Source organism: Modestobacter sp. VKM Ac-2978, from assembly GCF_026968025.1.
Classification (GTDB): Bacteria; Actinomycetota; Actinomycetes; order Mycobacteriales; family Geodermatophilaceae; genus Modestobacter.
This window is the reverse complement of record NZ_JAPVBP010000003.1, coordinates 214680-240202: the sequence shown is the minus strand read 5'-3', so window position 1 is coordinate 240202 and position 25523 is coordinate 214680. Positions and strand designations below refer to the sequence as shown.

The 25523-nt window shown below is 74.3% G+C and carries 27 protein-coding genes; 13 read left to right on the top strand and 14 right to left on the bottom strand.

All coding sequences use genetic code 11. The annotated features are described in order from the left end of the window. Window positions 1-13 precede the first annotated feature (13 nt). From O2W53_RS08765 to O2W53_RS08750, 4 genes are all read left to right on the top strand, one after another. On the top strand, window positions 14-436 hold the full coding sequence (locus O2W53_RS08765; RefSeq protein ID WP_269162676.1) for a hypothetical protein: 423 nt from the start codon (window positions 14-16) through the stop codon (window positions 434-436). Between the two features lie 44 nt (window positions 437-480). Beyond that, window positions 481-636 carry a hypothetical protein gene (locus O2W53_RS08760; RefSeq protein WP_164703369.1) on the top strand — a complete coding sequence of 52 codons (156 nt, stop codon included), beginning with the start codon at window positions 481-483 and terminating at the stop codon, window positions 634-636. Window positions 637-753: 117 nt separating this feature from the next. Continuing rightward, window positions 754-2598, top strand: coding sequence for an acyl-CoA dehydrogenase (locus tag O2W53_RS08755; protein WP_269162675.1), 1845 nt, complete (start codon window positions 754-756; stop codon window positions 2596-2598). A 177-nt stretch (window positions 2599-2775) separates the two neighbouring features. Continuing rightward, a complete protein-coding gene (locus O2W53_RS08750; protein ID WP_269162673.1) occupies window positions 2776-2955 on the top strand; it encodes a hypothetical protein in 180 nt (59 codons plus the stop codon). A 78-nt stretch (window positions 2956-3033) separates the two neighbouring features. On the opposite strand, the gene O2W53_RS08745 is transcribed toward O2W53_RS08750, so the two are convergent. The 4 genes from O2W53_RS08745 to O2W53_RS08730 are packed head-to-tail and all read right to left on the bottom strand — an operon-like array spanning window position 3034 to window position 6666. After that, window positions 3034-3639, bottom strand: a complete 606-nt coding sequence (locus O2W53_RS08745) for a response regulator transcription factor (RefSeq protein WP_269162672.1) — start codon at window positions 3637-3639, stop codon at window positions 3034-3036. Beyond that, on the bottom strand, window positions 3636-4838 hold the full coding sequence (locus tag O2W53_RS08740) for a sensor histidine kinase (RefSeq protein WP_269162671.1): 1203 nt from the start codon (window positions 4836-4838) through the stop codon (window positions 3636-3638). Before O2W53_RS08740 ends, O2W53_RS08745 begins: the two co-directional genes overlap by 4 nt. Before the next feature lie 41 nt (window positions 4839-4879). After that, window positions 4880-5707 (bottom strand): ABC transporter permease, encoded by an 828-nt coding sequence (locus O2W53_RS08735; RefSeq protein ID WP_269162670.1) that lies wholly within the window; start codon window positions 5705-5707, stop codon window positions 4880-4882. Beyond that, the gene (locus O2W53_RS08730; protein ID WP_269162669.1) at window positions 5704-6666 is read right to left on the bottom strand and encodes an ABC transporter ATP-binding protein; all 963 of its coding nucleotides are present in this window, start codon (window positions 6664-6666) and stop codon (window positions 5704-5706) included. Before O2W53_RS08730 ends, O2W53_RS08735 begins: the two co-directional genes overlap by 4 nt. 177 nt (window positions 6667-6843) lie before the next feature. Between O2W53_RS08730 and O2W53_RS08725 the strand changes: the two genes are divergently transcribed. Further along, the gene (locus tag O2W53_RS08725; RefSeq protein WP_269162668.1) at window positions 6844-7764 is read left to right on the top strand and encodes a 3-methyladenine DNA glycosylase; all 921 of its coding nucleotides are present in this window, start codon (window positions 6844-6846) and stop codon (window positions 7762-7764) included. A gap of 18 nt (window positions 7765-7782) precedes the next feature. Beyond that, complete coding sequence (locus O2W53_RS08720; RefSeq protein WP_269162667.1) at window positions 7783-8622, top strand: tyrosine-protein phosphatase; 840 nt, start codon at window positions 7783-7785, stop codon at window positions 8620-8622. 175 nt (window positions 8623-8797) lie between these two features. Here O2W53_RS08720 and O2W53_RS08715 read toward each other — a convergent pair whose 3' ends face one another. Beyond that, a complete protein-coding gene (locus O2W53_RS08715) occupies window positions 8798-8953 on the bottom strand; it encodes a hypothetical protein (protein ID WP_269162666.1) in 156 nt (51 codons plus the stop codon). 315 nt (window positions 8954-9268) lie between these two features. Continuing rightward, window positions 9269-10987: a phosphoenolpyruvate--protein phosphotransferase gene (locus tag O2W53_RS08710; RefSeq protein ID WP_269162665.1), complete on the bottom strand. Its 1719-nt coding sequence runs from the start codon at window positions 10985-10987 to the stop codon at window positions 9269-9271. A 224-nt stretch (window positions 10988-11211) separates the two neighbouring features. Between O2W53_RS08710 and O2W53_RS08705 the strand changes: the two genes are divergently transcribed. The 4 genes from O2W53_RS08705 to O2W53_RS08690 are packed head-to-tail and all read left to right on the top strand — an operon-like array spanning window position 11212 to window position 15471. Next, window positions 11212-11979: a DeoR/GlpR family DNA-binding transcription regulator gene (locus O2W53_RS08705; protein WP_036336305.1), complete on the top strand. Its 768-nt coding sequence runs from the start codon at window positions 11212-11214 to the stop codon at window positions 11977-11979. Beyond that, window positions 11976-12998 carry a 1-phosphofructokinase family hexose kinase gene (locus O2W53_RS08700; RefSeq protein ID WP_269162664.1) on the top strand — a complete coding sequence of 341 codons (1023 nt, stop codon included), beginning with the start codon at window positions 11976-11978 and terminating at the stop codon, window positions 12996-12998. Before O2W53_RS08705 ends, O2W53_RS08700 begins: the two co-directional genes overlap by 4 nt. 20 nt (window positions 12999-13018) lie before the next feature. Then, the gene (locus tag O2W53_RS08695) at window positions 13019-15178 is read left to right on the top strand and encodes a PTS fructose transporter subunit IIABC (protein ID WP_269162663.1); all 2160 of its coding nucleotides are present in this window, start codon (window positions 13019-13021) and stop codon (window positions 15176-15178) included. A gap of 32 nt (window positions 15179-15210) precedes the next feature. Continuing rightward, a complete protein-coding gene (locus O2W53_RS08690; protein WP_269162662.1) occupies window positions 15211-15471 on the top strand; it encodes an HPr family phosphocarrier protein in 261 nt (86 codons plus the stop codon). Between the two features lie 82 nt (window positions 15472-15553). Here the strand turns inward: O2W53_RS08690 and O2W53_RS08685 are convergent, their stop codons facing one another. From O2W53_RS08685 to pdhA, 7 genes are all read right to left on the bottom strand, one after another. Then, on the bottom strand, window positions 15554-16174 hold the full coding sequence (locus O2W53_RS08685) for a flavodoxin family protein (protein WP_269162661.1): 621 nt from the start codon (window positions 16172-16174) through the stop codon (window positions 15554-15556). Between the two features lie 161 nt (window positions 16175-16335). Then, window positions 16336-16794, bottom strand: coding sequence for an SRPBCC family protein (locus O2W53_RS08680; protein ID WP_269162660.1), 459 nt, complete (start codon window positions 16792-16794; stop codon window positions 16336-16338). A 115-nt stretch (window positions 16795-16909) separates the two neighbouring features. Continuing rightward, entirely contained in the window at window positions 16910-17380 is a 471-nt protein-coding gene (locus O2W53_RS08675) for a hypothetical protein (RefSeq protein WP_269162659.1), read from the bottom strand. A gap of 81 nt (window positions 17381-17461) precedes the next feature. Then, window positions 17462-18658, bottom strand: coding sequence for an AGE family epimerase/isomerase (locus O2W53_RS08670; RefSeq protein WP_269162658.1), 1197 nt, complete (start codon window positions 18656-18658; stop codon window positions 17462-17464). 2 nt (window positions 18659-18660) lie between these two features. Continuing rightward, a complete protein-coding gene (locus O2W53_RS08665) occupies window positions 18661-20160 on the bottom strand; it encodes a dihydrolipoamide acetyltransferase family protein (RefSeq protein WP_269162657.1) in 1500 nt (499 codons plus the stop codon). Then, complete coding sequence (locus tag O2W53_RS08660) at window positions 20160-21137, bottom strand: alpha-ketoacid dehydrogenase subunit beta (protein WP_269162656.1); 978 nt, start codon at window positions 21135-21137, stop codon at window positions 20160-20162. The genes O2W53_RS08665 and O2W53_RS08660 overlap by 1 nt, the downstream gene beginning before the upstream one ends. After that, window positions 21134-22273 (bottom strand): pyruvate dehydrogenase (acetyl-transferring) E1 component subunit alpha, encoded by a 1140-nt coding sequence (gene pdhA, locus O2W53_RS08655; RefSeq protein ID WP_269162655.1) that lies wholly within the window; start codon window positions 22271-22273, stop codon window positions 21134-21136. Before pdhA ends, O2W53_RS08660 begins: the two co-directional genes overlap by 4 nt. Window positions 22274-22502: 229 nt before the next feature. Here pdhA and O2W53_RS08650 point away from each other — a divergent pair, with 229 nt between their 5' ends. Genes O2W53_RS08650 through O2W53_RS08640 form a run of 3 tightly spaced genes read left to right on the top strand, consistent with a single transcriptional unit; the run spans window position 22503 to window position 23978 of the window. Further along, window positions 22503-22994: an Lrp/AsnC family transcriptional regulator gene (locus O2W53_RS08650; protein WP_269162654.1), complete on the top strand. Its 492-nt coding sequence runs from the start codon at window positions 22503-22505 to the stop codon at window positions 22992-22994. Next, window positions 22987-23337 (top strand): hypothetical protein, encoded by a 351-nt coding sequence (locus O2W53_RS08645; RefSeq protein WP_269162653.1) that lies wholly within the window; start codon window positions 22987-22989, stop codon window positions 23335-23337. The genes O2W53_RS08650 and O2W53_RS08645 overlap by 8 nt, the downstream gene beginning before the upstream one ends. A 50-nt stretch (window positions 23338-23387) precedes the next feature. Beyond that, window positions 23388-23978, top strand: a complete 591-nt coding sequence (locus tag O2W53_RS08640; RefSeq protein WP_269162652.1) for a hypothetical protein — start codon at window positions 23388-23390, stop codon at window positions 23976-23978. A 10-nt stretch (window positions 23979-23988) separates the two neighbouring features. Here O2W53_RS08640 and O2W53_RS08635 read toward each other — a convergent pair whose 3' ends face one another. Then, window positions 23989-25458, bottom strand: a complete 1470-nt coding sequence (locus tag O2W53_RS08635) for an AAA family ATPase (protein WP_269162651.1) — start codon at window positions 25456-25458, stop codon at window positions 23989-23991. Window positions 25459-25523 lie beyond the last annotated feature (65 nt).

The window sequence follows — 25523 nt, the reverse complement described above, 5'->3', positions numbered from 1 at the left end:
ACAGACTGGGCGCATGACCGACCGCTCGCGTCCGGACCTGGACGACGCCACCGTCGCCGCCCTCGGCAAGCTCTCCGAGTCCCTCGAGACCGTCGAACAGGCCCGCGGCCTGCTGTACGGCTTCCACCAGCTCACCGGCAAGGCCGACCTCCTCCTGCAGGACGCCGTCACCGGCCTCCGCGACGCCGGGCACACCGAGCTCGCCGACGACCTCGACCGCGACCTCGTCGGCCGCAACGTGATCGCCGACCGGTGGACCTTCCAGGTCGTGGAGGACTACGACGCCAACTACTGGAGCACCTACCGCGCCTTCGACCAGCGCGCCCGCGACGAGCTGGCCGGCGGTGACCGGCACGTGCTCGAGGCGCGGATGAAGCAGGGCGAGCGCACGTCCGGGCACCCTCGCCACGAGGCCGGCCCGGTCCTGGACGACTGACCCGCCGGCTCGCCGCCCGGCCGCGCGCGGTCGAGACTCGGGACATGACCAGCTCAGCGCAGGGACCGCAGGACGACCGGGACGTCGAGCCGCTGGGCGGTGCCGTCTCCCCCACCCAGGGCGAGGACGACGCCGACGGCATGGCCGGCCCGGTCTACCCGCCCCCGGAGACCGAGCCCGACGCGCACGGCAGGGACTGACCCCCCGGAGGGCCGGGGGCGGCGCGGCGCTTGCCCCTGGCGACCGAGCGGTAATAGCGTTTGTTACCCGCGAGTAGGACCTGCTCGCGGGCAACAGCGAGCACGGGAGCACCCTCCATGAGCCACTACACGGCGAACCTGCGCGACCTCGAGTTCAACCTGTTCGAGTTCCAGAGCACCAAGGACAGGTTCGGCACCGGGCCGTTCGAGCAGATGGACGCCGAGACGGCCCGCGGGGTGCTGGCCGAGGTCCGGCGGCTCGCCGAGGGCCCGCTCGCCGCCTCCTTCACCGACGCCGACCGGAACCCGCCGGTGTTCGACCCGGCGACGCACTCGGTGACGCTGCCCGAGTCGTTCAAGGCGTCGGTCCGGGCGGTGAACGCCGGCGAGTGGTGGCGCCTCGACCTGCCGGACGAGCTCGGCGGCTTCGGCGCACCGTTCAGCCTGCGCTGGGCCGCCTTCGAGATGATGCTCGGCGCCAACCCCGCGGCGTTCATGTACGGCTCCGGCCCCACCTTCGCCGCGATCCTGCACTCCCTGGGCACCCCGGACCAGCAGCGGCTGGCCGAGCTGATGATCGAGCACCTCTGGGGCGCCACCATGGTGCTCACCGAGCCCGAGGCGGGCTCCGACGTCGGCGCCGGGCGCACCAAGGCGGTGCAGCAGCCCGACGGCTCCTGGCACCTCACCGGGGTGAAGCGGTTCATCACCTCTGCCGAGCACGACCTGAGCGACAACATCGTCCACCTGGTCCTGGCCCGCCCCGAGGGCGCGAAGCAGGGCACCAAGGGCCTGTCGCTGTTCTTCGTCCCGAAGTACCACGTGGACCTGGCCACCGGCGCGCTCGGCGAGCGCAACGGCGTGTACGTGACCGGCGTGGAGAAGAAGATGGGCCTGAAGGTCTCCACCACCTGCGAGCTGAGCTTCGGTGACGGCCCGGTGCCGGCGAAGGGCTGGCTGGTCGGCGACGTGCACGACGGCATCGCCCAGATGTTCAAGGTCATCGAGTACGCCCGGATGTTCGTCGGCACCAAGGCGATCGCGACCCTTTCCGCCGGCTACCAGGTCGCACTGGCCTACGCGAAGGAGCGGGTGCAGGGCGCCGACCTCACCGCCAGCAGCAAGGACGCCCCGCGGGTGACCATCACCCACCACCCCGACGTCCGGCGCTCGCTGATGCTGCAGAAGGCCTACGCCGAGGGCATGCGTGCGCTGTACCTGTACACCGCGACCTTCCGCGACCAGGTCATGGCGGCCGAGGCCGCCGGCACGGCCGACAGCCCCGAGGCCGTCCTCGCCGCCAAGCTCAACGACCTGCTGCTGCCCATCGTCAAGGGCCACGGCTCCGAGCGGGCCACCCAGCTGCTCACCGCCGAGTCGCTGCAGACCCTCGGCGGCTCCGGCTACCTGCAGGACCACCCGATCGAGCAGTACATCCGGGACTCCAAGATCGACACCCTCTACGAGGGCACCACGGCGATCCAGGGGCAGGACTTCTTCTTCCGCAAGATCGTCCGGGACGGCGGGGTCGCGCTGACCTGGCTGGCCGAGCAGGTCCAGGCGACGGTCACGGCGGAGGCCGGCAACGGGCGGCTCAAGGAGGAGCGGGCGCTGCTGGCGACCGCGCTCGGCGACGTCCAGGGCATGCTGACCGCGATGTTCGGCCAGCTCACCGCGGCCCAGACCGACGTCCGCAAGCTCTACGAGGTCGGCCAGAACACCTCCCGGCTGCTGCTGGCCACCGGTGACCTGATCACCGGCTGGCTGCTGGTCCGCCAGTCCGAGGTCGCGCTGACCGCGCTGGACGGCGAGGTGTCGGAGTCCGACCGGCACTTCTACGAGGGCAAGCTCGCCGCCACCCGCTTCTTCTGCGCCCAGGTGCTGCCGACGCTCACCAGCGAGCGGTTCATCGTCGAGCACACCGACAACGCCCTCATGGACGTCGACGAAGCCGCGTTCTGAACGAGGACCCCCACTGCCGGCCGCCTCCCCGCACCGGGGGAGGCGGCCGGCGGTGCATGAGGCCCGGGGATCGCGGGCATGGGCGGGGGACGACGTCCACGAGGACGCCCGTGCCGACCGGGCTCCTCGCCGGCGCAGCGCGCCCCGTCCTGAACCCCTGATCGAGAGGCCCACCCCATGACCGAACCCACCGGCAGCGGCTACCACGACTCCCCGGCGACCTCCGACCCCGACGGCGACCTGGTCGACGGCACCTCCGGCCACGACCGCGGGGACGGCGGCGAGAAGGACACCGTCCTGCTCACCGACGACGACGCCCAGAGCGAGGACTCCGTCACCCGCCCCGGCAACTCCTGACGGAGCACCCCCTGCCCCCCGGCCCCCGTGCAGGGTCCCGCTGCGGGCGTGCGAGCAGTGGGGGGCAAGGGGGTCCTCCTAGATCCAGCCGTGCCGGCGCGCCGTGTCCACCGCGGCGTGCCGATTCGGCGCACCCAGCTTGGCCGATGCCGCGGACAGGTGGTTGCGGACCGTCCCCGGCGACAGGTGCGCCCGTGCGGCGATCTCCTCCACGGGGGCCCCGCCGGCGGCCAGCTCCAGGACGTCGGCCTCGCGCGGGGTCAGCGGGCTGTCCCCGGCGCTGATCGCCTCGGCGGCCAGCTCCGGGTCGACGTAGCGCCCGCCCCGGTGCACCGTGCGCACCACGTCGCTGAGCACGGTCGCGCTGACCGTCTTCGGCAGGAACCCCCGCACCCCGGCCTCGAGGGCCCGCTTGAGGTGCCCCGGTCGCCCGTGCCCGGTGACGATGACCAGCCCGCAGCCGGGCAGCAGCGTGGTGAGCTCGCCGGCCACGCTGATCCCGTCCCGGTCGGGCATCTGCAGGTCCAGGACGGCGACGTCCGGGGTGTGCGCCCGGGCCATCGCCAGCGCCTCTGCCCCCGACGACGCCTGGGCGACCACCTCGAGGTCGTCCTCCAGGCCCAGCAGCGCGGCGAAGGCGGAGCGGACCAGGTTCTCGTCGTCGGCGAGCAGCACCCGGATCACGCCGCACCCCCGGTGGGCAGCGTGGCGGTGACGGTGAACCGGTCGTCGTCCCGGCCGGCGTGCAGGGTCCCGCCGGCACCGGCCAGTCGCTCCCGCAGCCCGGTCAGGCCGTTGCCCTCACCCGGGTCGGCGGCGACGCCGTCGTTGCTCACGGTCAGCCGCACCTCTCCACTCCCTCGCTCCAGCGTGATCGTGCACTCGGCGGCCTCGCTGTGCCGCAGCACGTTGGTGACCGCCTCCAGCACCACCCAGCCCAGCGCGGCCTGCACGGGCTCGGGCAGGGTGCCGGCGCCGTCCTCACCCTGCACCGTGCAGCCCACGCCGGCCGCGCGCAGCACGGAGCGTGCCCCGGCGAGCTCGCCGGTGAGGTCGGTCCGGCGGTAGCCGCGGACCACCTCCCGCACCTCCTTCAGCGACGCCTCGGCGATCCGGCTGATGTCGGCGACCTCGTCGGCCGCCTCCGGCCGGGACCGGCGCACGAGCTCCCCGGCCAGCTGGCTCTTCACCGCGATCGCGGAGAGGTTGCGGCCCATGACGTCGTGCAGGTCACGGGCGAACCGCAACCGCTCCTCGGCCACCGCCAGCTGCAGCTGCACGCCGCGGCTGCGCTCCATCTCCAGCACGACGTCGAGCACCCACACGGTGAACCGGAAGGCCAGGACCACGAACAGCACCGTCGTGGCCATCACCAGGCCCTGTACGACGGCCGCGGCAGGGTGCGCGTCGCCGAGCGAGGTGACGAAGCCGCTGAGCACCCCGATGCCCACTGCCTGCGGGGCGAGCTGCCGGGTGGTCCAGACCGTCGAGCAGGCGATGAGCACCGCACCGAGAGGCAGGGTGACCGACCACGGCACCGCGACCGACGCATCGCGGTCGGCGAACGCCCAGACCCCGCCGGCCGCCGTCGCCCCCGCGGCGCAGAACGCCAGGACGGCGAGCCGCCCGGGGAGCGGCCGCCCGGCCAGGTGCGCCGCCAACCCCCGCCGGGTCAGCTGCACCGCCACCGCCGCGGTGGCGACCGATCCGGCGACGAACAGCCAGGACCCCGCCGTCGGCGCCGCCCCCTCGACCGCCGCCCCCACCACCGCGAGGGCGAAGAGCGGCAGCCCGGCCAGGAAGAAGTAGAAGGACCAGCGGGTGTAGAGGTCGATCCGCTGCGGCGCCGTCCGGCTGTTCCACCAGCGGGAGACGGTCGGCACGGCGGTCATGCTGCCGTACCGACCGTCCCGGGGGCGGGACCTCACCGGCGGGGAGCCCACCGGAACCCGCGCCGGGCGGCGATCGAGCCCACGACCAGCCAGCCGGCGAGCACCGCCAGCGGCATGCCGGCGTGCGGCCAGACGCTGCCGTCGACCGCGTCGCCTTGCCACGTCTGGCCGGCCAGACCCAGCTGCAGCAGCTCGACGACCGGGGTGAGCGGCAGGAACCGGGCGATCTGGCCCAGCGCCTCGGGCAGCACGGAGAGCGGGTAGAAGACGCCGGACAGCCCGGTGGAGACCACGATGATCGGCAGCGTGGTGATCTGCGCGGACTCCGGCGTCCGGGTGAAGCTCGTGCTCGCCGCGGCCAGCACGACCATCAGCAGCGTCCCCGCGAGCAGGGCGACCAGCGGCAGGACGACGTCGGCGGGGGCCGACCACTCACCGAGCAGCACCACGCCCGCGGCGATGACCACCACCTGGCCGAGCGTGACGAACACGGTGGGCGCAGCGGTGCCGGCCAGCACCTCGACGTCGGTCAGCTCCCCGGTGCGCATCCGCTGCAGCACCAGGTCCTCCCGGCGGGCGACGTAGGTGGTGACCAGGTTGTAGTAGGTGACCATCACCAGGCTGATGCCGACGGCGGTCACCAGCAGCCGGGCACCGTAGGGGAACTCGCCCTCGTCGAGGCCCAGGGCCGGGACGGCCGCGACGAACAGCAGCGGCAGGAGGACCGAGTTCACCAGGGCGGTCCGGTTGCGGACCAGCAGCCGGGTCTCGGCGGAGGCCAGGGACCAGGCCCGGGAGAGCCGGGAGGGGCCGTTCGTGGGGCGGTCGAGGGTGCTGCGATCGGGAGTCACGGTGCTCATCGGTTCTCCTCCGGGGTGCGGTGCGGGTCGGCGCCGTCGGCGACGGCGAGGAAGGCCTGCTCCAGCGAGCCCGCGCGGGCCAGCAGGGTCCGCAGGACGACGCCGTGCTCGGCGGCCCAGGCCAGCAGCTCGGCGAGCACCGGCTGCAGCGCGCGGGTGTGCCACTCGACCCGCCGGCCCTGGGTGACCACCTGCGCGCCGGCGGGCACCGGCGGCGGGGGGGCGTCGTCGTCGAGGGTGAACCGGATGGTCGCCGGCTGGGTCTCGGCGATCTCGGCCTGGGTGCCGGACAGCACGACGTGCCCCGCGCGCATGATCGCCACCCGGTCGGCGAGCTCCTCGGCCTCCTCCAGGTGGTGGGTGGTCAGCAGCACCGCGGCACCGTCGGCGACCAGCCCCTGGACCAGCTCCCAGACCTGCCGTCGGGACTCCGGGTCCAGCCCGGTGGTCGGCTCGTCGAGGACGACGACGTCGGGCCGGCCGAGCAGGGCCAGCGCGAGGTCCAGACGCCGTCGCTCACCCCCGGAGAGGCTGCGCACCCGGACGTCGGCGCGGCCGGTGAGCCGGACCTGGGCCAGGGCCTCCTCGACGGGCCGGGGTGCGGTCAGCGTGCCGGCCCACGTGTGCAGGGTCTCGGCGACGGTGAGGTCGCCGGGCAGGCCGCTGCTCTGCAGCAGCACGCCCAGGTGCGGGCGGACCCGGGCCCGCTCGGCGACCGGGTCCATGCCCAGCACCTGGACGGTCCCGCCGCCCGCGGCGGCGAGCCCTTCCAGCACCTCCAGGGCAGAGGTCTTGCCGGCGCCGTTGACCCCCAGGAGGGCGAGCACCTCCCCGGGCCGGACCTCGAAGGAGACGCCCCGCACCGCCTCGAAGTCGCCGTAGCTGCGCCGCAGGTCCCGCACCTCGATCGCGGGAGCGGCCTCGACGGGCGCGGACACTGGTGGGGCGCTGGGGTGCACGGTCGACCTCCTCGATGCGCCGCCGGCCGCCGTCGGGCCGGTCTGTCGGACGCATCCCCCACGTTGCTGCCACTCCGCGGCCGGCACAGGTGCCGGGGCGCACGACTTCTCCCCGCCGGTGCACGGACGGGCGGTGACACGCGTCATGGGTGGTGCGTGCACGCCTACCCTGGGCCGGTGCTCCCCGTGCTCGCCCCCGCGCCGACGGTGCTGCCCGAGGCGGCGTGGACGGCCCGGGCCGGCGCCCACCGGCAGCGGATGGACACCTGGCTGACCCCGCACCAGGAGCGCCGTCGCACCGGGGTCGCCCACCCGGTGCTGGACTTCCTCTTCACCTACTACTCCGAGACGCCAGCCCGGCTGCGCCGGTGGCACCCCGGGGTCGGGGTCGTGCTGACCGGCGAGGCCGCCACCGAGCGGTTGAGCTGGCCGTTCTACGCGGAGGTCGACGCCCGGGACGCCGCGGGAGAGCCGGTGCGTGGGGTGGGGCTCGACGTCCCGGCGTTCCTGGCCAAGCGGCGGGCATCGGTCGGCTGGGTCGAGGGCCTGCTGCGCGGGACGGCGAGCCGCCCGGGCCAGTTCGGCTGCTTCGGGATGCACGAGTGGGCGATGCTCTACCGCCCCGGCGACGGCGAGGTGCGGCACGAGCAGCTGCCGCTGCGGCTGGGGCAGGCCGGCACCGACGCCGTCGTCGAGTCGCACCGGGTGCAGTGCAGCCACATCGACGCGTTCCGGTTCTTCACCCGGGCCGGCGCCCCGCGGAACACGCTGACGCCGACCCGGGAGACGCAGCAGCAGCTGGAGCAGCCGGGCTGCCTGCACGCCACGATGGACCTCTACAAGTGGGCCTACAAACTCGGTCCCGCGGTGCCCGGTGAGCTGCTGGCCGACTGCTTCGCGCTGGCCGCCGACGTCCGCGAGCTGGACATGCGCGCCTCCCCCTACGACCTCACGAGCCACGGGTACGCACCCGTCGCGGTGGAGACGCCGGAGGGCAAGGCCGAGTACGGCGCCGCCCAGCGCGGCTTCGCCGACCGCGGCGCGGTGCTGCGGGAGCGGCTGCTCGCGGTGTGCCGGGAGCTGCTGGCGCTGGCCTGACGTCGTACGGTCGAGGGCGTGACCTCCACCCGCACCGACCGCTGGCTGCACCTGGACGGGACGACGAACACCCGTGACCTGGGCGGGCTGCCCACCACCGACGGCGGGACGACGCAGTTCGGCCGGGTCCTGCGCAGCGACAACCTGCAGACCCTCAGCGAGGCCGACGTCGCCGCGCTGGTCGAGGAGGTGGGGCTCACCGAGGTCGTCGACCTGCGCACCACCGCGGAGATCCTGCTGGAGGGCCGCAGCCCGCTGCGCGACGTCGACTCGGTCACCCACCGGCACTTCACCCTGCTGGTCGAGCGCGGCATGCGCACCGACGTCTTCGCCGCCGAGGAGACCGACGAGGAGATCCGGGCCCAGCTGCCGGCCGACTGGGCGGAGTCGATCCTCCCCCGCCAGGTCACGCCCGGGGACGCGGGCGAGCCGCCCGCCGTCCGCTCCTACCTCGGCTACCTGACCGACGGCACGGAGAACGTGCTGGCCGCGCTCCGCTCGCTCGCCGCCGGTGGCCCCGGTGCCGCCGTGGTGCACTGCGCCGCGGGCAAGGACCGCACCGGCGTCATCTGCGCCCTGGCGCTCGCGGTGGCCGGCGCGACGCCGGAAGCGATCATCGCCGACTACGCGCAGACCGCCGAGGTCATCGACGCGCTCGTCGCCAAGCTGGCCAGCAGCCCCACCTATGCCGAGGACATGACCCGGCGCGACGTCGGCAGCCACACCCCGCGGGCGGAGTCGATGCGCCGGGTGCTGGAGCTGCTCGACGAGCGCTGGGGCGGCCCGGTCGGCTGGCTGGAGCAGCACGGCTTCGGCGCCGACGAGCAGGCAGCCCTGCGGTCCCGCCTCCGCGACTGAAAGGACCCCGTCCTCCTCACCCCTCGCGAGCTCGGGGCGAGCCTCTGGACGGGGCCGCAGGCCGGCGACAACACGCAACGCATGCACCCACACAGCAGAGGACCCCGGCTCCCAGGGGGAGTCGGGGTCGCGGTGCGTGCCTGCGTCCGCCGTCGTCGTCGACGGCGGGGGTCGATCAGCGCAGGATGTTGGTGAACTGGCTGCTGTTGGCCAGGGTCAGCAGGTCGTCGCGCATCGCGGGGCTGCTGGTGCGGGCCACGGCGGCATCCACTGCCCGCCGCGTACGCGACGCCTGCCGACGCTGACGCCAGCTGGAGGTCACGCTGCTCATGTCACTGCCTTCTTCCGGTGGTCCTGAGTGGGTGTTACGTCTGTATTAAACCAGGCGTAGCGGCTGGTATTCCAACGGATCCAAGGTCGTGTCGCTGGAGTTTCCGATGGAATCTTCACTCGGAGGGGGTGGTGGCCATGGATCCGTCACCTTTGCGCCACTTGTCCAGCGCCTACGGAGTGCAGTCGGTCACCTCTGCGGCGTGATCGACGTCGTCCTGGAGACGTCAGCGCCCCGCCGGTCACCTTCGACCGACGGGGCGCGGGCGCTCTCCCCCTCTGCGGGCCCGCCACGGGCCTGCGCGGACTGGGGACCTCAGTCGCCGGCGAGCAGCACCTCACGCACGGCGGCGCGGGCGGAGGCGGGGTCGGCTGCGGCGAGTGCCGCCTCCGCAGCCCGCTGACAGGTGGCCAGGTCCACCGTCGCCAGCCGCGCACCCACCCCGGCCACCGAGGACGCGGCGCAGGACAGCGAGCTGATCCCCATGCCCACCAGCACGCAGGCCAGCATCGGGTCGGCAGCCGCCTCGCCGCAGACCCCCACCGGCTTCCCCGCCCGCTGACCGGCCGCCGCCGTCGCCTGCACCAGCGCCAGCAACGCCGGCTGCCACGGGTCGGTCAGGTCGGCCAGGTCGGCGGAGAGCCGGTCGGCGGCGAGCGTGTACTGCGACAGGTCGTTGGTGCCGATCGACAGGAAGTCCAGGTGCTCCAGGAACCGGTCGGCGAGCACGGCGACCGAGGGCACCTCCACCATGACGCCGGGCACCATGCCCCGCTCCCGCACCTGGGCGGCGAACTCCGCGGCCTCGGCGACGGTGGCCACCATGGGGGCCATCACCCAGGGGGCGGCGCCGGTGCTGCTGGCGGCCTGCGCCACGGCGTCCAGCTGGTGGGTCAGCAGGCCGGGGTCACGACGGGCGGTGCGCAGCCCGCGCACCCCGAGGGCCGGGTTCGCCTCGTCCGGCGGGGTGGCGAAGGGCAGCGGCTTGTCCGAGCCCGCGTCCAGCGTCCGGAGCACGACCTTGCCCTCGGGGAAGGCCGCGAAGACGCCGGCGTAGATCTCCGCCTGCTCCTCGACCGACGGCTCCTCGGTGCGGCCGAAGAAGGCGAGCTCGGTGCGGAGCAGGCCGACCCCCTCGGCGTGCGCCGCCGCCGCGGCCCGCGCCCCGGCGCCGTCCTGCACGTTGGCCAGCACCTGGACGGGGTGGCCGTCGCGGGTCGTGCCCGGCCCGCGGTACCCGGCGAGCGCCGCAGCGGCCTCCTGGGCGGCGGCCACCCGGGTGCGGGCCTCCTCCGGGTCGGGGTCGACGGTGACGGTGCCCTGCTCGCCGTCGACCAGCACCATCGCGCCCTCGGGGACTTCGGAGAGCCCGCCGACGCCCACCACGCAGGGCAGGCCGAGCTGGCGGGCGATGATCGCGGTGTGGCTCGTGGCCCCACCCAGCCGGGTGGCCAGCGCGACGATCCGGGACGGGTCCAGGCCGGCGGTGTCGGCCGGTGCGAGGTCGTCGGCGAGCAGCACCGACGGTGTCTCCGGCGCGGGCACCCCCGGCTCACCCTGGCCGGTGAGCTCGGCGACGATCCGGTCGCGGACGTCGCGGACGTCGGTGGCCCGCTCGGCCATCACGCCGCCGAGGCTGACGAAGAGGTCGACGAACTGTGCCGCGGCGCCCACCGTTGCGGCCTCCGCCGAGGCGCCGTCGCCGATGCGCTGCTCCACGGCCGACAGCAGCCCACGGTCCCGGGCCAGCTGCGCCGTGGTGTTCAGCACCTCGGCGCTCACGCCGGTCGCCGCCGCAGCCCGGCCGGCCAGCCGCTCGGCCACCGCGTCGGCCGCCGAGGTGAACCGTTCCTTCTCGGCCGTGCGCTGCTGCTCCGGGACGACCGGCCCGTCGGCCGGCGGCAGCTCGATGGCCCCGACCGGGCGCACCACAGGGCCGGCGGCCACACCTGGGACGACCGGGGTCCCGGTGAAGACGGTCGCTCCGGTCAGGGCGTCCGGGGCGATCCGGGTCCCGGTCGGCGTGCTGGACATCGGGGGCCTCACTGTCTGCTCGGGCCGGGGGGTGTCCGGTCGGACGAGCTCCGTCGTAGATGACTGGGGGCGGCGCAACGACAATGCTGCATCCGGTGACCAGAGTCACCAGCAACCCTTGACTTGTCAACTGATCCCACGTAGAACAACATGAAAGCGGGCCGATAGCCACATGATCGGGCATCGGCCCGATCTGTCAGTACAGCGCGACCCCGGGGGTGAGCATGTACGCGGAGGAACGCCAGCAGGCGCTCGCCGGCCTGGTCACCCAGCGCGGCCGGGTCGCCGTCACCGCCGTCGCCGAGCACTTCGGGGTGACCACCGAGACCGTCCGCCGCGACCTCGCCGTCCTCGAGCGTGCCGGGATGCTGCGCCGGGTGCACGGCGGCGCCGTCCCCGTCGGGACGCTGACCGTGGTGGAGCCCGCGCTCGGCGAGCGGCGCGGCACCCGCATCGAGGCCAAGCGCCGCATCGCCACCGCGGCGCTCACGCTCCTGCCACCTGCCAACGGCAGCCTGATCCTGGACGGCGGCAGCTCGACCGCGGCGCTGGCCGAGCTGCTCCCCGGCGACCGGCCGCTGGTGACCGCCACCAACTCGGTGCCGATCGCCGCCCGGCTCTCCGGCTCCCCGGGCATCACCCTGCACGTGCTCGGCGGGCGGGTCCGCGGGATCACCCAGTCCGCCGTCGGGGAGTCCACCCTCGCCGCGCTCACCGACCTGCGGGCCGACGTCGTCTTCCTGGGCACCAACGGGATCAGCGCGGGCTTCGGCTTCACCACGCCCGACGAGGCCGAGGCGGCGGTCAAGCGGGCCATGGCGCGCGCCGGGCAGCGGGTCGTCGTGCTCGGCGACAGCAGCAAGCTCGGCCGTGAGCACCTGGTGCGCTTCGCGGCCATCGAGGACGTCGACGTCCTGGTCACCGACGAGGAGGCCGACCCGGCCGTCGTCGCCGAGCTCGAGCAACAGGGGATCGAGGTGCTCGTCGCATGAGGACGGACTCCGCACCGGGCGGGCGGGTGGTCACGCTGACCGCCAACCCGAGCCTGGACCGGACGCTGGACCTGCCCGGCCCGCTGGACCGCGGCGCGGTGACCCGGTTGGGCGGCAGCCACACCGAGCCCGGCGGCAAGGGGGTCAACGTCTCCCGGGCCGTGGCCGCGGCAGGGGCCGAGGTCGTCTCGGTGCTCCCGGCCGCCGACGACGACCCGATCGTCCGCGCCCTGCACGCGCTCGGCCTGCACCTGGCCAGCGTGCCCATCGACACCCCGGTGCGCACCAACTACACGCTCACCGAGCCCGACGGGACGACGAGCAAGCTCAACGAGCCCGGCGCCCGGCTGGACGAGCCGACGCTCGCCGCGCTGCAGCACGCCCTGCTGGAGCACGCCTCCACCGCCAGCTGGGTCGTGCTCTCCGGATCGCTCCCCCCGGGGGTGCCGCGCGACTGGTACGCCACGCTCGTCCGCGCACTCCGCAGCACCGGCGCCCGCATCGCCGTCGACACCTCCGAGGCGCCCCTGCTGGCGCTGCTGGCCGCCGGCCCGGAGTCGGCTCCCGACCTGCTCAAGCCCAACACCGAGGAGCTGGCCCAGCTGGCCGGCGTGCCCGAGGAGGTCGTGACCGGCGACCCCGCGGCCGCGCTGGCCGCGGTCGCCACCCTGCACCAGCGGGGCGTGGCCGAGGTGCTGCTGACCCTCGGTGCCGACGGGGCGCTGCTCTCCACCGCCGACGGCGAGGTCTGGTCGGCCCGCCCGCCGCGGGTCACCGTCCGCAGCACGGTCGGCGCCGGCGACTGCAGCCTCGCCGGGTACCTGCTGGCCGCCCTCGCCGGTGCCGCGCCCGCCGACCGGCTGCGGTCGGCGGTGGCCTACGGCGCCGCCAGCGCCGCGCTGCCCGGCTCCGCCGTGCCGACACCCACGCAGGTGGACCCGGCTGCGGTCACCGTCACCGCCGGCCCGCCCGACCACCCGACTCCCGCCGAGGCCGTCCCGGCCGCCGGCGCTCGCTGAGAACACCCGGGGGAACCACCATGTCCGCACTCATCACGACCGAGTTGGTGGCGCTCGACGCCGACCTCGGTCACGACAAGGACGCCGTCGTCCGCCGGCTGGCCGGCCTGGTCGCCGCCAGTGGCCGGGCCACCGGCGCTGACGACCTGCACGCCGACGCGATGGCCCGGGAGGCGAAGGCCGCCACCGGCCTGCCCGGTGGCATCGCCATCCCGCACTGCCGCTCCGCCGCGGTGACCCAGGCATCGCTGGCCTTCGCCCGGCTGGACCCGAAGGTCGACTTCGGCGCGCCCGACGGCCCGGCCGACCTGGCCTTCCTCATCGCCGCCCCCGAGCACGGCGACGCCGACCACCTGACCCTGCTCACCGCCCTGGCTCGGGCGCTCGTGCGCCCGGAGTTCGTCGCCTCGCTGCGCGCCGCCGGCTCCGCCGACGAGATCGTCGCGCTGGTGCAGGACGTCGTCTCCCCGCCGGAGGCACCGGCCGCTGCGGCCCCGCAGACCACCGGCGGCGCCACCGCCGCCGGCGCGACAGCGCCCACCCCGGCAGCCGAGCCCGCCCCGGCGACGGCCGGCCGCAGCATCGTCGCGGTCAGCGCCTGCCCCACCGGCATCGCGCACACGTACATGGCCGCCGACAAGCTCACCGCCGCGGCCAAGGAGATGGGCGTCGAGCTGCACGTGGAGACCCAGGGCTCCTCGGGCTCGACCCCGCTGGACCCGTCGGTGATCAGCCAGGCCACCGCCGTCATCTTCGCCGTCGACGTCGGGGTCAAGGACCGGGACCGCTTCGCCGGCAAGCCGCTGGTGCAGTCCGGGACGAAGCGGGCGATGAACGAGCCCGAGGTGATGATCCGCGAGGCGCTGGCCGTCGCCGACGACCCGAACGGCCGCCGGGTGCCCGGCACCGCCGGCGCCGGGGCGGCGGCGCCCGCGGCGAGCGGTGACCGGCCCAGCACCGGGTCGGAGATCCGGCGCTGGCTGCTCACCGGCGTCAGCTACATGATCCCGTTCGTCGCCGCAGGCGGCCTGCTCATCGCGCTGGGCTTCCTCTTCGCCGGTTACCCGATCGTCAACACCGACCCGACCACGGACGGCGCGCAGAGCTACGCGCTGAACTGGGCGCTCAACAACAACTTCTTCGACCTGCCCGGCGACCCCGGGGTCGACTACCTCCGCGGCGGCCTGCTCGGCTACCTGGGCGCGCTGTTCACCGTGCTCGGTCAGGCTGCGTTCGGCTTCCTCGTCCCGGCGCTGGCCGGCTACATCGCCTACGCCATCGCCGACCGGCCCGGCATCGTCCCCGGCTTCGTCGTCGGTGCCGTCTCCCTCACCGTCGGTGCCGGCTTCCTCGGCGGCCTGGTCGGCGGCATCATCGCCGGTTTCGCGGCGCTCTGGATCAGCCGCTGGAAGCTGCCGACCTTCGCCCGCGGCCTGCAGCCGGTCGTGATCATCCCGCTGCTGGCCACGCTGATCTCCAGCGGCATCATGGTGGTCCTGCTGGGCCGCCCGCTGGCCGCCGCGCTCGAGGGCCTCGGCGACTTCCTCAACGGGCTGACCGGCACCTCGGCGGTCCTGCTCGGGGTCATCCTGGGCCTGATGATGTGCTTCGACCTGGGCGGGCCGGTCAACAAGGCGGCCTACGTCTTCGCCACGACCGGGCTGACCGCCGCCGCCACCAGCGGTCCGCTGGTGATCATGGCCACGGTGATGGCGGCCGGAATGGTGCCGCCGCTGGCGATGGCGCTGTCCAGCACGGTCCTGCGGCCGAGGCTGTACACCCCGGCCGAGCGGGACAACGGCAAGGCGGCCTGGCTGCTGGGCGCCTCGTTCATCTCCGAGGGCGCCATCCCGTTCGCCGCTGCCGACCCGCTGCGGGTCATCCCCTCGATGATGCTCGGCGGAGCGACCACCGGGGCGATCGTCGCCGGGCTGGGGCTGGAGCTCCGCGCCCCGCACGGCGGCGTGTTCGTGTTCTTCGCGATGAGCAACGCCGTCCTGTTCATCCTGGCCGTGCTCATCGGTGCGGCCGTCGGCGGCGTCGCGGTGACCCTGGCCAAGAGCATCGGCCGGAAGCCCGCCGCCCCGGCCGAGGACGCCGACCTGACCACCGACCTGGCCGACGACCCCCGCCCGGCCACTGCCGGGCCGGGGGCCCCCGCCGGCCGTCCGGCACACTGACCACCAGCACGCCGACCAGAAAGAAGGCACTGATGCCCTCCAAGACCGTGACCGTCGGCTCCGCCGTCGGCCTGCACGCCCGTCCGGCCGCCCTCATCGCCGAGGCCGTCTCGAAGTCCGGGGTGCCGGTCACGCTGGCCACTCCCGGCGGGAACCCGATCGACGCCGGCTCGCCGCTGATGATCATGACGCTCGGCGCCAAGCAGGGCACAGAGGTCGTCGTCGACAGTGAGGACGAGGCGGTGCTCGACCGGATCGCCGACATGGTCGCCAGCGACCTCGACGCCGAGTAGGACCTCACGGCCCCGTTCGAAGGGCCTGAGACGACGACAGCGCCCGTCCCCCGGCAGGGGGACGGGCGCTGTCGTCGGCGGCTCAGGAGGCCGGCGGGTAGGGCGAGGCCTTCAGCAGCCGGGCCAGGTGCGCGGCGTTGCGGGCCACGGTGGCCGTCGTCGTGGCGGTCGCCTCCGGCGTCTCGTCGAGGTCCTGGTAGTCGGTGCCGTGCATCGCCTCGCCGTTCCAGTACGTGGCGCCCTGCGCCGGGACGGTGAAGCCGACGTCGTCCAGCGCCTGGAACAGGTCGGCACTGATCTTGTGGGCGCCGTCCTCGTTGCCGACGACGGCGACGATGCCGACCTTGCCGAAGGTGTGCGGCCGGCCCTGGTCGTCGGTCTCGGAGATCTCGGCGTCCAGCCGCTCCACGACCCGGTTGGCGACGCTGCTCATCTGCCCGACCCAGGTGGGCGTGGCGATCAGCAGGACGTCGGCGGCCAGGACCTTCTCCCGGATCGACGGCCACGCGTCGCCGTCGCCCATGTCCACCTCGACGCCGGGCTTGACGTCGTGGTCGACGACCCGGAGCAGCTCACCCTCGACGCCGTGCTCGGCCAGGGCGTCGAGCACCTGGCGGGCGATCAGGTCGGTGCTGGAGGGGGCGGGGGACGGCTTGAGGCTGCAGGTCAGCGCGAGTGCGCGCAGCGGGGTCGCTGTGGTCATGACGAACCCATGCCCCATCCGGTCGTGCACTGCACATCGGATCCGACCCCCGGACGAACGCGACGGCGCCCGCCCCCTCGAGCTGAGGGAGCGGGCGCCGTCGGGCCCCGTTCAGACACTCGTCCCGAGCCTGCGAGGGATGAGGAGAACGGGGTGTTCCTTCAGCCCTCGCGCGGCACGTCCCCGCGCCAGGCACCGGTCTCGGTGCCGCGGCTCTCGATGAACTCCTTGAAACGCTTGACGTCGGCGCTGATCTGCCGGTCGTCGACGCCGACCGCCGCCCCGACCTTCTCCACGACGCCGTCGGGCTCCCAGTCGATCTGGACCATCACCCGGGTCGTGGTGTCACTGATCTTGTGGAAGGTGACGACGCCGGCGTGCGACTTGCCGTCGGTGCTCTTCCAGGCCACCCGCTCGTCCGGGTGCTGCTCGGTGATCTCGGCGTCGAACTCGCGCTCGACCCCGCCGATCTTGGTGACCCAGTGGGTGTGCCGGTCGTCGAGCTGGGTGATCCGCTCGACCCCGTTCATGAACTGGGGGAACGTCTCGAACTGGGTCCACTGGTCGTAGACCTGCCGGATCGGCACGTCCACGTCGATCGACTTCTCCACGTTCGCCATGGGGAGCCTCCTCTGCTCAGGGGTCTCGTACGTCCAGTCGCCCCCTACCCGGACGTGGACGATCGACAAACAAGATCCGCAGTTGCCCGACGACCCCGTCGGAACGGTCGCGCTCTCAGCGCGCGGGGCGCCAGCGGGCCGTGAGCACGAGCATCGCCGTGAAGGCGAGCGCGGCAGAGGCGCCCAGGGCCAGCACCAGCCAGCGGAGCCAGTCGAACGACTCGGGCAGGAGCCGGACCGCGAGACCGGGCACGATCGCCAGGAGCCAGGAGGCCGAGGCGATGCCCGCCCAGCGCCGGGCCCGGACGACCTGCGGGTCGTCGGCGACCTCGGGCTCGGCCCAGGCCCGCCGCAGGAAGCTCAGCGCAGCCAGCGCACAGACGAGGGCCGAGACCAGGACGAACGCGCTCACCAGGCGGCCGACGCCGTCCTGCACCACCGCGACGGCCAGGAACCCGAGGACGGCGAGCACCGCCACCGTGCCCGCCGTCAGGCCGATGCGACGCCACCGGAGCAGGGTCGGCATCCCCAGCGGCTCCGGAAGTTGCGCGTGCCGGGCGGTGCGGCCGCTCCCTGCTCCGCTCATGGTCCAGCTCCTCCTCGACGGTCACCCCGACGCCGGACGGCGCCGTGATCTTGGTGCACCGTAGCGGGATCCCGCCTCGGATCAGCGCGACGCGAGGACGGCGGCGGCGACGCTGCCCCGCACCGGGCGTCCGGGCAGCAGCAGCATCTGCGCCAGGTGGTACGCGTCCGGCTTGCCCGCCCAGGTGCCGCTGCCCACCGCGCCCTCCGGGGTGAGCTCGTGGTGCCAGCTGCCCACCGCCGGGTCCAGGAACAGCCGGTCACCCAGCTCCTCCCAGCGCTGCTGCAGCGCCAGTGACTGCGGATCGCCGAGCACGGCGTGGCGGACGGCCGCGGCCGCGATCGCCTCGGTGACCACCCAGTGCATCCGGGCGGCGACCACCGGACGGTCGTCCCAGTCCAGCGTGTACGGGAAGCCCTCGTGCCCGTCGGCCGCCCAGCCCCGCTCGGCAGCGGCCAGGAACAGCCCGTCCGCGTCGGTGTGCAGCCAGCCGGGCGCGTCCTCGCCCAGCGCCGCAGCCAGGTGCAGGCACAGCCGGGCCCACTCGAACTGGTGCCCCACGGTGACGCCGTACGGGCGGAACGGGTCGGCCGGCCGGTCCCGGTTGAACTCGGGCAACGGCTCCCACGAGGGGGTGAAGTGCTCGGGCAGCCGCCAGTCCCGCTCCCGGGTCCACTGGTGCACGATCCGCTCCGTCGCCCGCAGGGCGCGGGTGCGCAGCCGGGCCGCCGCGCCGGGATCGGTGGGGGCCAGCGCGTCGGCCGCCGCCAGAGTCGACTCGACCCCGTGCATGTTGGCGTTCGCGCCGCGGTAGGCCTCGCTGGTGGCCCAGGTGCGGTCGAACGACTCGACCGCCAGGCCCTCGTCGTCGTCCCAGAACCGCTGCTCCCAGACCTCCAGCGCCTCCTCCAGCAACGCGCGGCCGCCCGCGATGCCGGCCACGGTGGCGGTCGAGCCGGCGAGCACCACGAAGGCGTGCACGTACGCGGCCTTGGTGTCGTCGTCGGCGCCGGCCCCCACCGCGGAGCGCCAGCCGCCGTGCTCGGTGTCGTGCAGCGGGCCCTCGCGCAGCGCGGCCACCCCGTGGGCGGCGAGCTCCTCGGCGCCCGGCTCGCCGACGAGCGCGCCGAGGCCGAAGACGTGCGTCATCCGGGCGCTGATCCAGGTCTCCACCGGCTTGCCGGCGAGCACCCGCCCGTCGTCACCGAGGTAACCGAACCCCTCGGGGACCCGGGAGGCGGCGGCGAAGGACAGCAGGGGACCGAGCTGGGTGCGCACGGTCAGAACGTAAGTGCGGTGCCGGGGTCGTGCAGCAGCGCCCCCACGTCGGCCAGGAACCGGGAGCCCAGCTCGCCGTCGACGATGCGGTGGTCGAAGGAGAGCGCCAGCTGGGTGACCTGCCGGGGCACGACCTTGCCCTTGTGCACCCACGGCATCTCCCGGACCGCGCCGAAGGCCAGGATCGCCGACTCGCCGGGGTTCAGGATCGGCGTGCCGGTGTCGATGCCGAAGACGCCGACGTTCGTGATCGTGATCGTGCCGCCGGTCATGTCCGCGGGCTGGGTCTTCCCGGCCCGCGCGGTCTCGGTGAGCTCGCTGAGCGCACCGGCCAGCTCGGCCAGCGACAGCCGGCCGGCGTCCTTGACGTTCGGCACGATCAGGCCCCGCGGCGTGGCGGCGGCGATGCCCAGGTTCACCGTGCCGTGGACGACGATCTCCTGGGCCGCCTCGTCCCAGGAGCTGTTGACCATCGGGTGCCGCTTCGCCGCCAGCAGCAGCGCCTTGGCCACGAACAGCAGCGGGCTGACCTTCACCCCGGCCAGCTCCGGCCGCGCGGACAGGCGCTCGCGCAGCTTCATCGTGCGGGTGATGTCGACGGTGAGGAACTCGGTGACGTGCGGGGCGGTGAACGCGCTGGCCACCATCGCCGCGGCGGTGTGCTTCCGCACCCCCTTGATCGGGATCCGCGTGTCGCCGGCCGCAGCCTCCCGCGACGGCCCTGCCGCGGTCTCCGGCGACGACGGGCCCGCGATGGCCGCGTCGACGTCGGCGCGGGTGATGACGCCGCCGGTGCCGCTGCCGCGGACCGTGGTGAGGTCGACGCCCAGCTCCTTGGCGTACTTGCGCACCGGCGGCTTGGCCAGCGGGCGTGGCGCGCCGCGGCCGGCGGTCGCCGAGGGCGCCGACGTGGTGGGCTCGGCGGGACGGCGGGCCGCCGCTGCCTCGGCCGCACGGGCGGCCTCCAGCCCACCGTGCCGGACCGGCTTGACGGTGGCGTCGGGCGCCGTGGCCAGCAGCGGCGGCCGGTCGCTGCCCGAGCCGTAGTCGGCCTCGGGGAGCACCTGCGGCGCCGTGGCCCGGGCAGCTGCGGCCTCGACCGGCTGCCCCCGGCGGGGACGGCGTTTGGCCTCGGTGCTGCGCGGGCCGTAGCCGACCAGCACCGCCGTCCGGCCGTTGGCGTTGGTCTCCCCGATCAGCCCGGACCCGGTGCTCTCGGCGGCCGGTGCGTCCGCGGCCGGGGCCGCAGCTGCGCCGCCGCCGACGTCGATCGTGATGATCGGCGCGCCGACGTCGACCGTCGTCCCGGCGTCGAACAGCAGCTCGGTGACCGTGCCGGCGAACGGGCTGGGCAGCTCGACGGCGGCCTTCGCCGTCTCCACCTCGCACAGCGGCTGGTTGACGGTGACCGTGTCGCCCACGGCGACCAGCCAGGCCAGGATCTCGCCCTCGGTCAGCCCCTCCCCGACGTCGGGCAGCTTGAACTGGCGCAGCTCGGCCATCAGAAACCCATCGCTCGGTCGACGGCGTCGAGCACGCGGTCGAGGTCGGGGAGGTAGTCCTCTTCCAGCTTCGACGGCGGGTACGGGGTGTCGTACCCGCCCACCCGCAGCACCGGCGCCTCCAGCGAGTGGAAACAGTGCTCGGTCACCCGGGCGGCGATCTCCGCGCCCAGGCCGAGGGTCACCGGCGCCTCGTGCACGACCACGCAGCGGCCGGTGCGGCGGACCGACTCGTAGACCGGGTCGAGGTCCAGCGGGGAGAGGGTGCGCAGGTCGACGACCTCCAGCGAGCGGCCCTCCTCGGCGACGGCGTCGGCCGCCTGCAGCGCCGTCTTCACCATCGGCCCGTAGGCGAGCACCGTGACGTCGTCCCCGCCGCGGACCACCCGGGAGCCGAACAGCGGGTCGGGGCTGCCGTCCGGGTCGACCTCGCCCTTCTCCCAGTACCGCCGCTTGGGCTCGAAGAAGACGACCGGGTCGGGGGAGGCGATCGCCTGCTGGATCCCCCAGTACGCGTCGGCCGGGGTGCTGACGGCGACCACCTTCAGGCCGGCGGTGTGCGCGAAGTAGGCCTCGGGGCTCTCGCTGTGGTGCTCGACCGCACCGATGCCACCGCCGAAGGGGATCCGGATGACGATCGGCATCGGCATCCGGCCCCGGGAGCGGGCGTGGATCTTGGCGACCTGGGTGACGATCTGGTTGTAGGCGGGGTAGACGAACCCGTCGAACTGGATCTCGCAGACCGGCCGGTAGCCGCGCATCGCCAGCCCGACCGCGGTGCCGAGGATGCCGGCCTCGGCCAGCGGGGTGTCGACGACGCGGGCCTCGCCGAAGTCCTTCTGCAGGCCGTCGGTGATCCGGAAGACCCCGCCCAGCTTGCCGATGTCCTCGCCCATGAGCACGACCTTGCCGTCGTCCTCCATGGCCTTGCGCAGGCCGAGGTTGAGCGCCTTGCCGATGGTCAGCGTCTCGGTCACTGCTCCCCCTCGAACGAGGCGTGGTAGGCCACGAACTCCTCGCGCTGGCGGGCCAGCTCGGGGGTCTGCTCTGCGTAGACGTGGTCGAACATCTCGGTGCCGGCCGGGTCGGGCATCTCCAGCGTGCCCTTCCGGATCCGGGCGGCCAGCTCGTCGCCCTCGGCGTCGACCCCGGTGAAGAAGTCCGCGTCGGCGATGCCGGCGCGGGACAGGTGCGCCTTGAGCCGGGCGATCGGGTCGCGCAGCTTCCACTCCTCCAGCTCGCTGGCCAACCGGTAGCGGGTCGGGTCGTCGGAGGTGGTGTGCGCGCCCATCCGGTAGGTGAACGCCTCGATGAAGGTGGGGCCGGAGCCCTCGCGGGCGGCGGCGAGTGCCGCCCGGGTCACGGCGAGGACGGCGAGGACGTCGTTGCCGTCGACCCGCACGCCGGGGAACCCGAACCCGGCGGCGCGCTGGTACAGCGGTACCCGGGACTGCCGCTCGATCGGCGCGCTGATCGCGTACTGGTTGTTCTGGCAGAAGAAGACGACGGGGGCGGTGAAGGACGACGCCCAGATCATCGCCTCGTTGACCTCGCCCTGGCTGGTCGCCCCGTCACCGAGGAAGGCCAGCACCGCGCTCTCCGCGCCGTCGCGCTGCACGCCCATCGCGTAGCCGGTGGCGTGCAGGGTCTGCGCCCCGATGACGACGGTGTAGAGGTTGAAGCTGTGGGCGACCGGGTCCCAGCCGCCCTGGTCGACGCCGCGGAACAGGCTCATCACGTGCAGCGGGTCGACGCCCCGGGTCCAGGCGACGCCGTGCTCCCGGTAGGTCGGGAAGGCCATGTCCCCCTCGGCGAGCGCCCGGCCGGCGCCCACCTGGGCCGCCTCCTGGCCGAGCAGCGAGGCCCAGATGCCGAGCTCGCCCTGGCGCTGCAGGGCGGTCGCCTCGACGTCCCACCGGCGGACCAGGGCGAGGTCGCGGTAGAGGGCGCGCAGCTCCTCCTCCGAGATGTCCAGGCCGTAGTCGGGGTGCTCGACCCGCTCGCCCTCGGGGGTCAGCAGCTGGACCAGGTCCGGCTGGCCCGGCAGGTGCGGCGCTCCGGCGCCCGGTACGGGATCGACCACCTCGGTGGTCTTCTGCTGCAACGCAGTCACGCCACTCTCCTCGCCGTCTGGCCTTGCCGCCTCGACGGAGCCCGGGGTCACCGGAGCGCCCGTCGCTGGACGTCCACGCGGCGCCGGGGATGTGGCGCCACTCACACATGGTGGCACGCCGGGCCGTGTGTGGAGAAGATCACTCTGCGGCCGATCTGCGCAACCACCTCCGTCGCCGTTGCGCAGAACGGGCACTACTTGACCGCCCTGCCATGTCAGACTGAGCAACGTGCCCGCCCTGGACGCCACCGACGCGCGGCTGCTGCTCGCCCTCTCCGAGGACCCGCGGGCCACCGTCCTCGCGCTCTCCCAGCGGCTCGGCCTGGCCCGCAACACCGTGCAGGCGCGGCTGGCCCGGCTCGAGTCCAACGGCGTCCTGGACCCCTTCGAGCGCCGGGTGCGACCCGAGGCGCTGGGCTACCGGTTGGGCGCCTACGTCACGGTGCAGGTCGTCCAGCGCAGCCTCGCCGACGTCGGGGAGGCGCTGGCCGCGATCCCCGAGGTGCTCGAGGTCATCGGGCTCTCCGGGGTCGCCGACCTGCTCGTGCAGGTGGTCGCCGTCGACGCCGACGACCTGTGGCGGATCACCGAGCAGGTGCTGGCGATCCCCGGCGTCCAGCGCACGGACACGAACCTGGCGCTGCGCCGGTTCGTCGACCACCGGATGACCCCGCTGCTGGAACGCGCCGCCGGGTCCCTGCCGGTCACCGACGATGGCTGACGACGCAGTGGGCCGAGAGATCGTCGACCTGTTCGTCCGCAAGCTCGACAGCCAGGGGACGCCGGTCTCCCGCGGAGCGGACCGGGACGAGGTGGTCGTCGTGGTCGACGGACGGACCCACCGGCTGTGGATAGACCCCGGGAGGGTGCACGTCGACGAGGACGCCGAGCTGCTCTGGGGCCCCGGCGTCAGCGCGGTGGAGTCCACGGCCCGCCTGATGCTGGTGCACTGGGACGAGTCGCTGGCCGCTCGGGAGCCGCACCCCACCGGCTGGTGGACCCACCAGGGCGGCGGCTTCGACCCCGAGCCGCCCTGGGAGGCCCACCGGATGCGGCGCCGGTGAGCCCCGTCGGCGAGACCTGACCGAGATCCTGCGGGAGCATGCTCCCGGCCATGTCCAGGACGACGACGCTGGTCGCGGTGGTCCTGGCCGCCGTGGCGCTCGTGTTCACCGGCTGGGTCCTGGCGACCCCGGCGTCGGCGTGCAGCTGTGCGGGACTGGCCACCCCCGAGCAGTTCGAGCGGGCCGACGTCGTCTTCGCCGGGCACCTGGTCTCCCGCGAGGTGAACGGCGGGGCGAGCAGCAGCGACCCCGCCCTGCACGTGTTCGCCGTGGACGCGGTGTTCAAGGGCACGGCGCACGCCCGGCAGGGCGTCGTCTCGGCCGCCTCGGGCGCCAGCTGCGGCCTCGAGCTGGCCGGTGACGGACCGTTCCTGGTCTTCGCCGGCGAACAGGACGGCGGCCCCCACCGCGCCGACCTCTGTGGTGGCACCGCGCCGGCCGCGCCAGAGCTGGTCGCCGAGGTCCGGGCGCTGAGCGCGGCGGAGGGCGCGGCCGTCGCAGTCGACCCGCTGCCCGGCGCCGCCGGCACCGAGCTGCGGTCCGCGCCGCAGCGCTGGGCCGGCGTGCTGGTCGTCGGGGGCGCAGGCCTCGCCCTCCTCACCGGCCTGCTGGTGCGCCGGTCGCGGCGCCGCCGCGGCTGATCGGCGCAGCTCAGCCCGGTGCGCTGCCCAGCAGGGTGCGGGTCATCGCGTTGCGGGTGTCGAGCAGCTCGTCCAGCGCACCGGAGAGGTCGGCGGCGGACACGCTCAGCGGCCCCGTCTCGGTCCGCTGGGCCGCCAGCAACGCCGCCCGGCGCAGCAGCTCCTTGAGGAACGACGCGGTCACGCCCTCGGTCCTGGCCAGGACGTCGTCCAGCCCGCTGGTGTCCACCTCCAGCCCGCGCCGGTAGAGCTCGAACAGGGCCCGGCGGGCCTCGGCGTCGGGCAGCCGCAGCTCCACGGCCTGGTCCACCCGCCCCGGCCGCGCCGCCAGCGCCGGCTCGAGCAGGTCGGCCCGGTTGGTGGTCAGCACGAAGACGACGTCGGCGTCCTCGGCCAGCCCGTCCATCTCGTTGAGCAGCTGGAACAGCAGCGGGTGCTGGCCGGGGTGCATGCCGCGGTCCTCGGCGATCAGGTCGACGTCCTCGATGACCAGCATCGCCGGCGCCAGCGCGCGGGCGACCGAGCAGGCCTCGGCGATCAGGTGCAGGGCGTTGCCGGTGAGCTGGAGGACCGTCGTCCCGGTCAGCCTGCTGGTCAGGTACCGCACCGTGTGCGTCTTGCCGACGCCGGGCGGCCCGTACAGCAACACGCCGCGCTTGAGGTGCTGCCCGGCGGCGAGCAGCTGCTCCTTGTGTCGCGCCACCTCCACGACCTGGCGCTGCACCTCCGCGAGCGTGTCCGCAGCCAGCACCAGCTGGTCGGCGGCGAGGGTGGGCCGACGGTGGAACTGCAGCAGCGTCTGGCCGTGGCCGAACACCTCGGCGCCGAAGGACAGCACCTGCCCGCGGAACACGTTCTGCGCCATCGCCGCGGCGCGGATCTCCGTCGCGGCCCGCGCAGCCAGCTCCGGGTCGGTGCTGACCACCTGCACCGTGGTGTTCGGCAGCCCCGACTCCGGCTCCGGGCCGCGCACCAGCACCGCGGTGCGGGCCGGCCCCTCGGTCACCAGGTAGACGCCGCAGCGCACGCACGGCCGCGACTCCCCGTCCGGTCCGGCCGCCCGGTTGACCCGCGAGGCGTTCCCCGGCCGGGGCCCGTACGGGTCCTGCGCCTCCGGTCCCGCCGACAGCAGCTCCCCCAGCCCGAACGGCCGGTGCTGGAAGCCCACGACGCCGACCAGCTGCCAGGCGCGGTCCGCGCCGGCCAGCCAGGTGTCCAGCCCGGCCTGGACGTTCACGTGCTCGTAGCCCGGCCACGCCTCCTCGACGACGTCGAGCTCGGCACCCGCCGGACCGAGATGGGCCAGCAGCAGGCCGGACAGCGTCGTCCGGTCCTCGGCGCGGGCCGCCCCGACGACTGCCCGCACTCCGCGGCGCACCAGCTTGCCGACGTCGGCCAGCTCCGGCCGCGGTGCCGCGGTGGGCGGCGGATCGAACTCGAGCCTCAGCTCGGACCGGTACGCCTGTCCGTCGACCGCCACGCTGCCCCGCTTCCCGTACGCCGGTGGAGACCGCACCGTAGCGACGCACCGGCCCGCGGGGACAG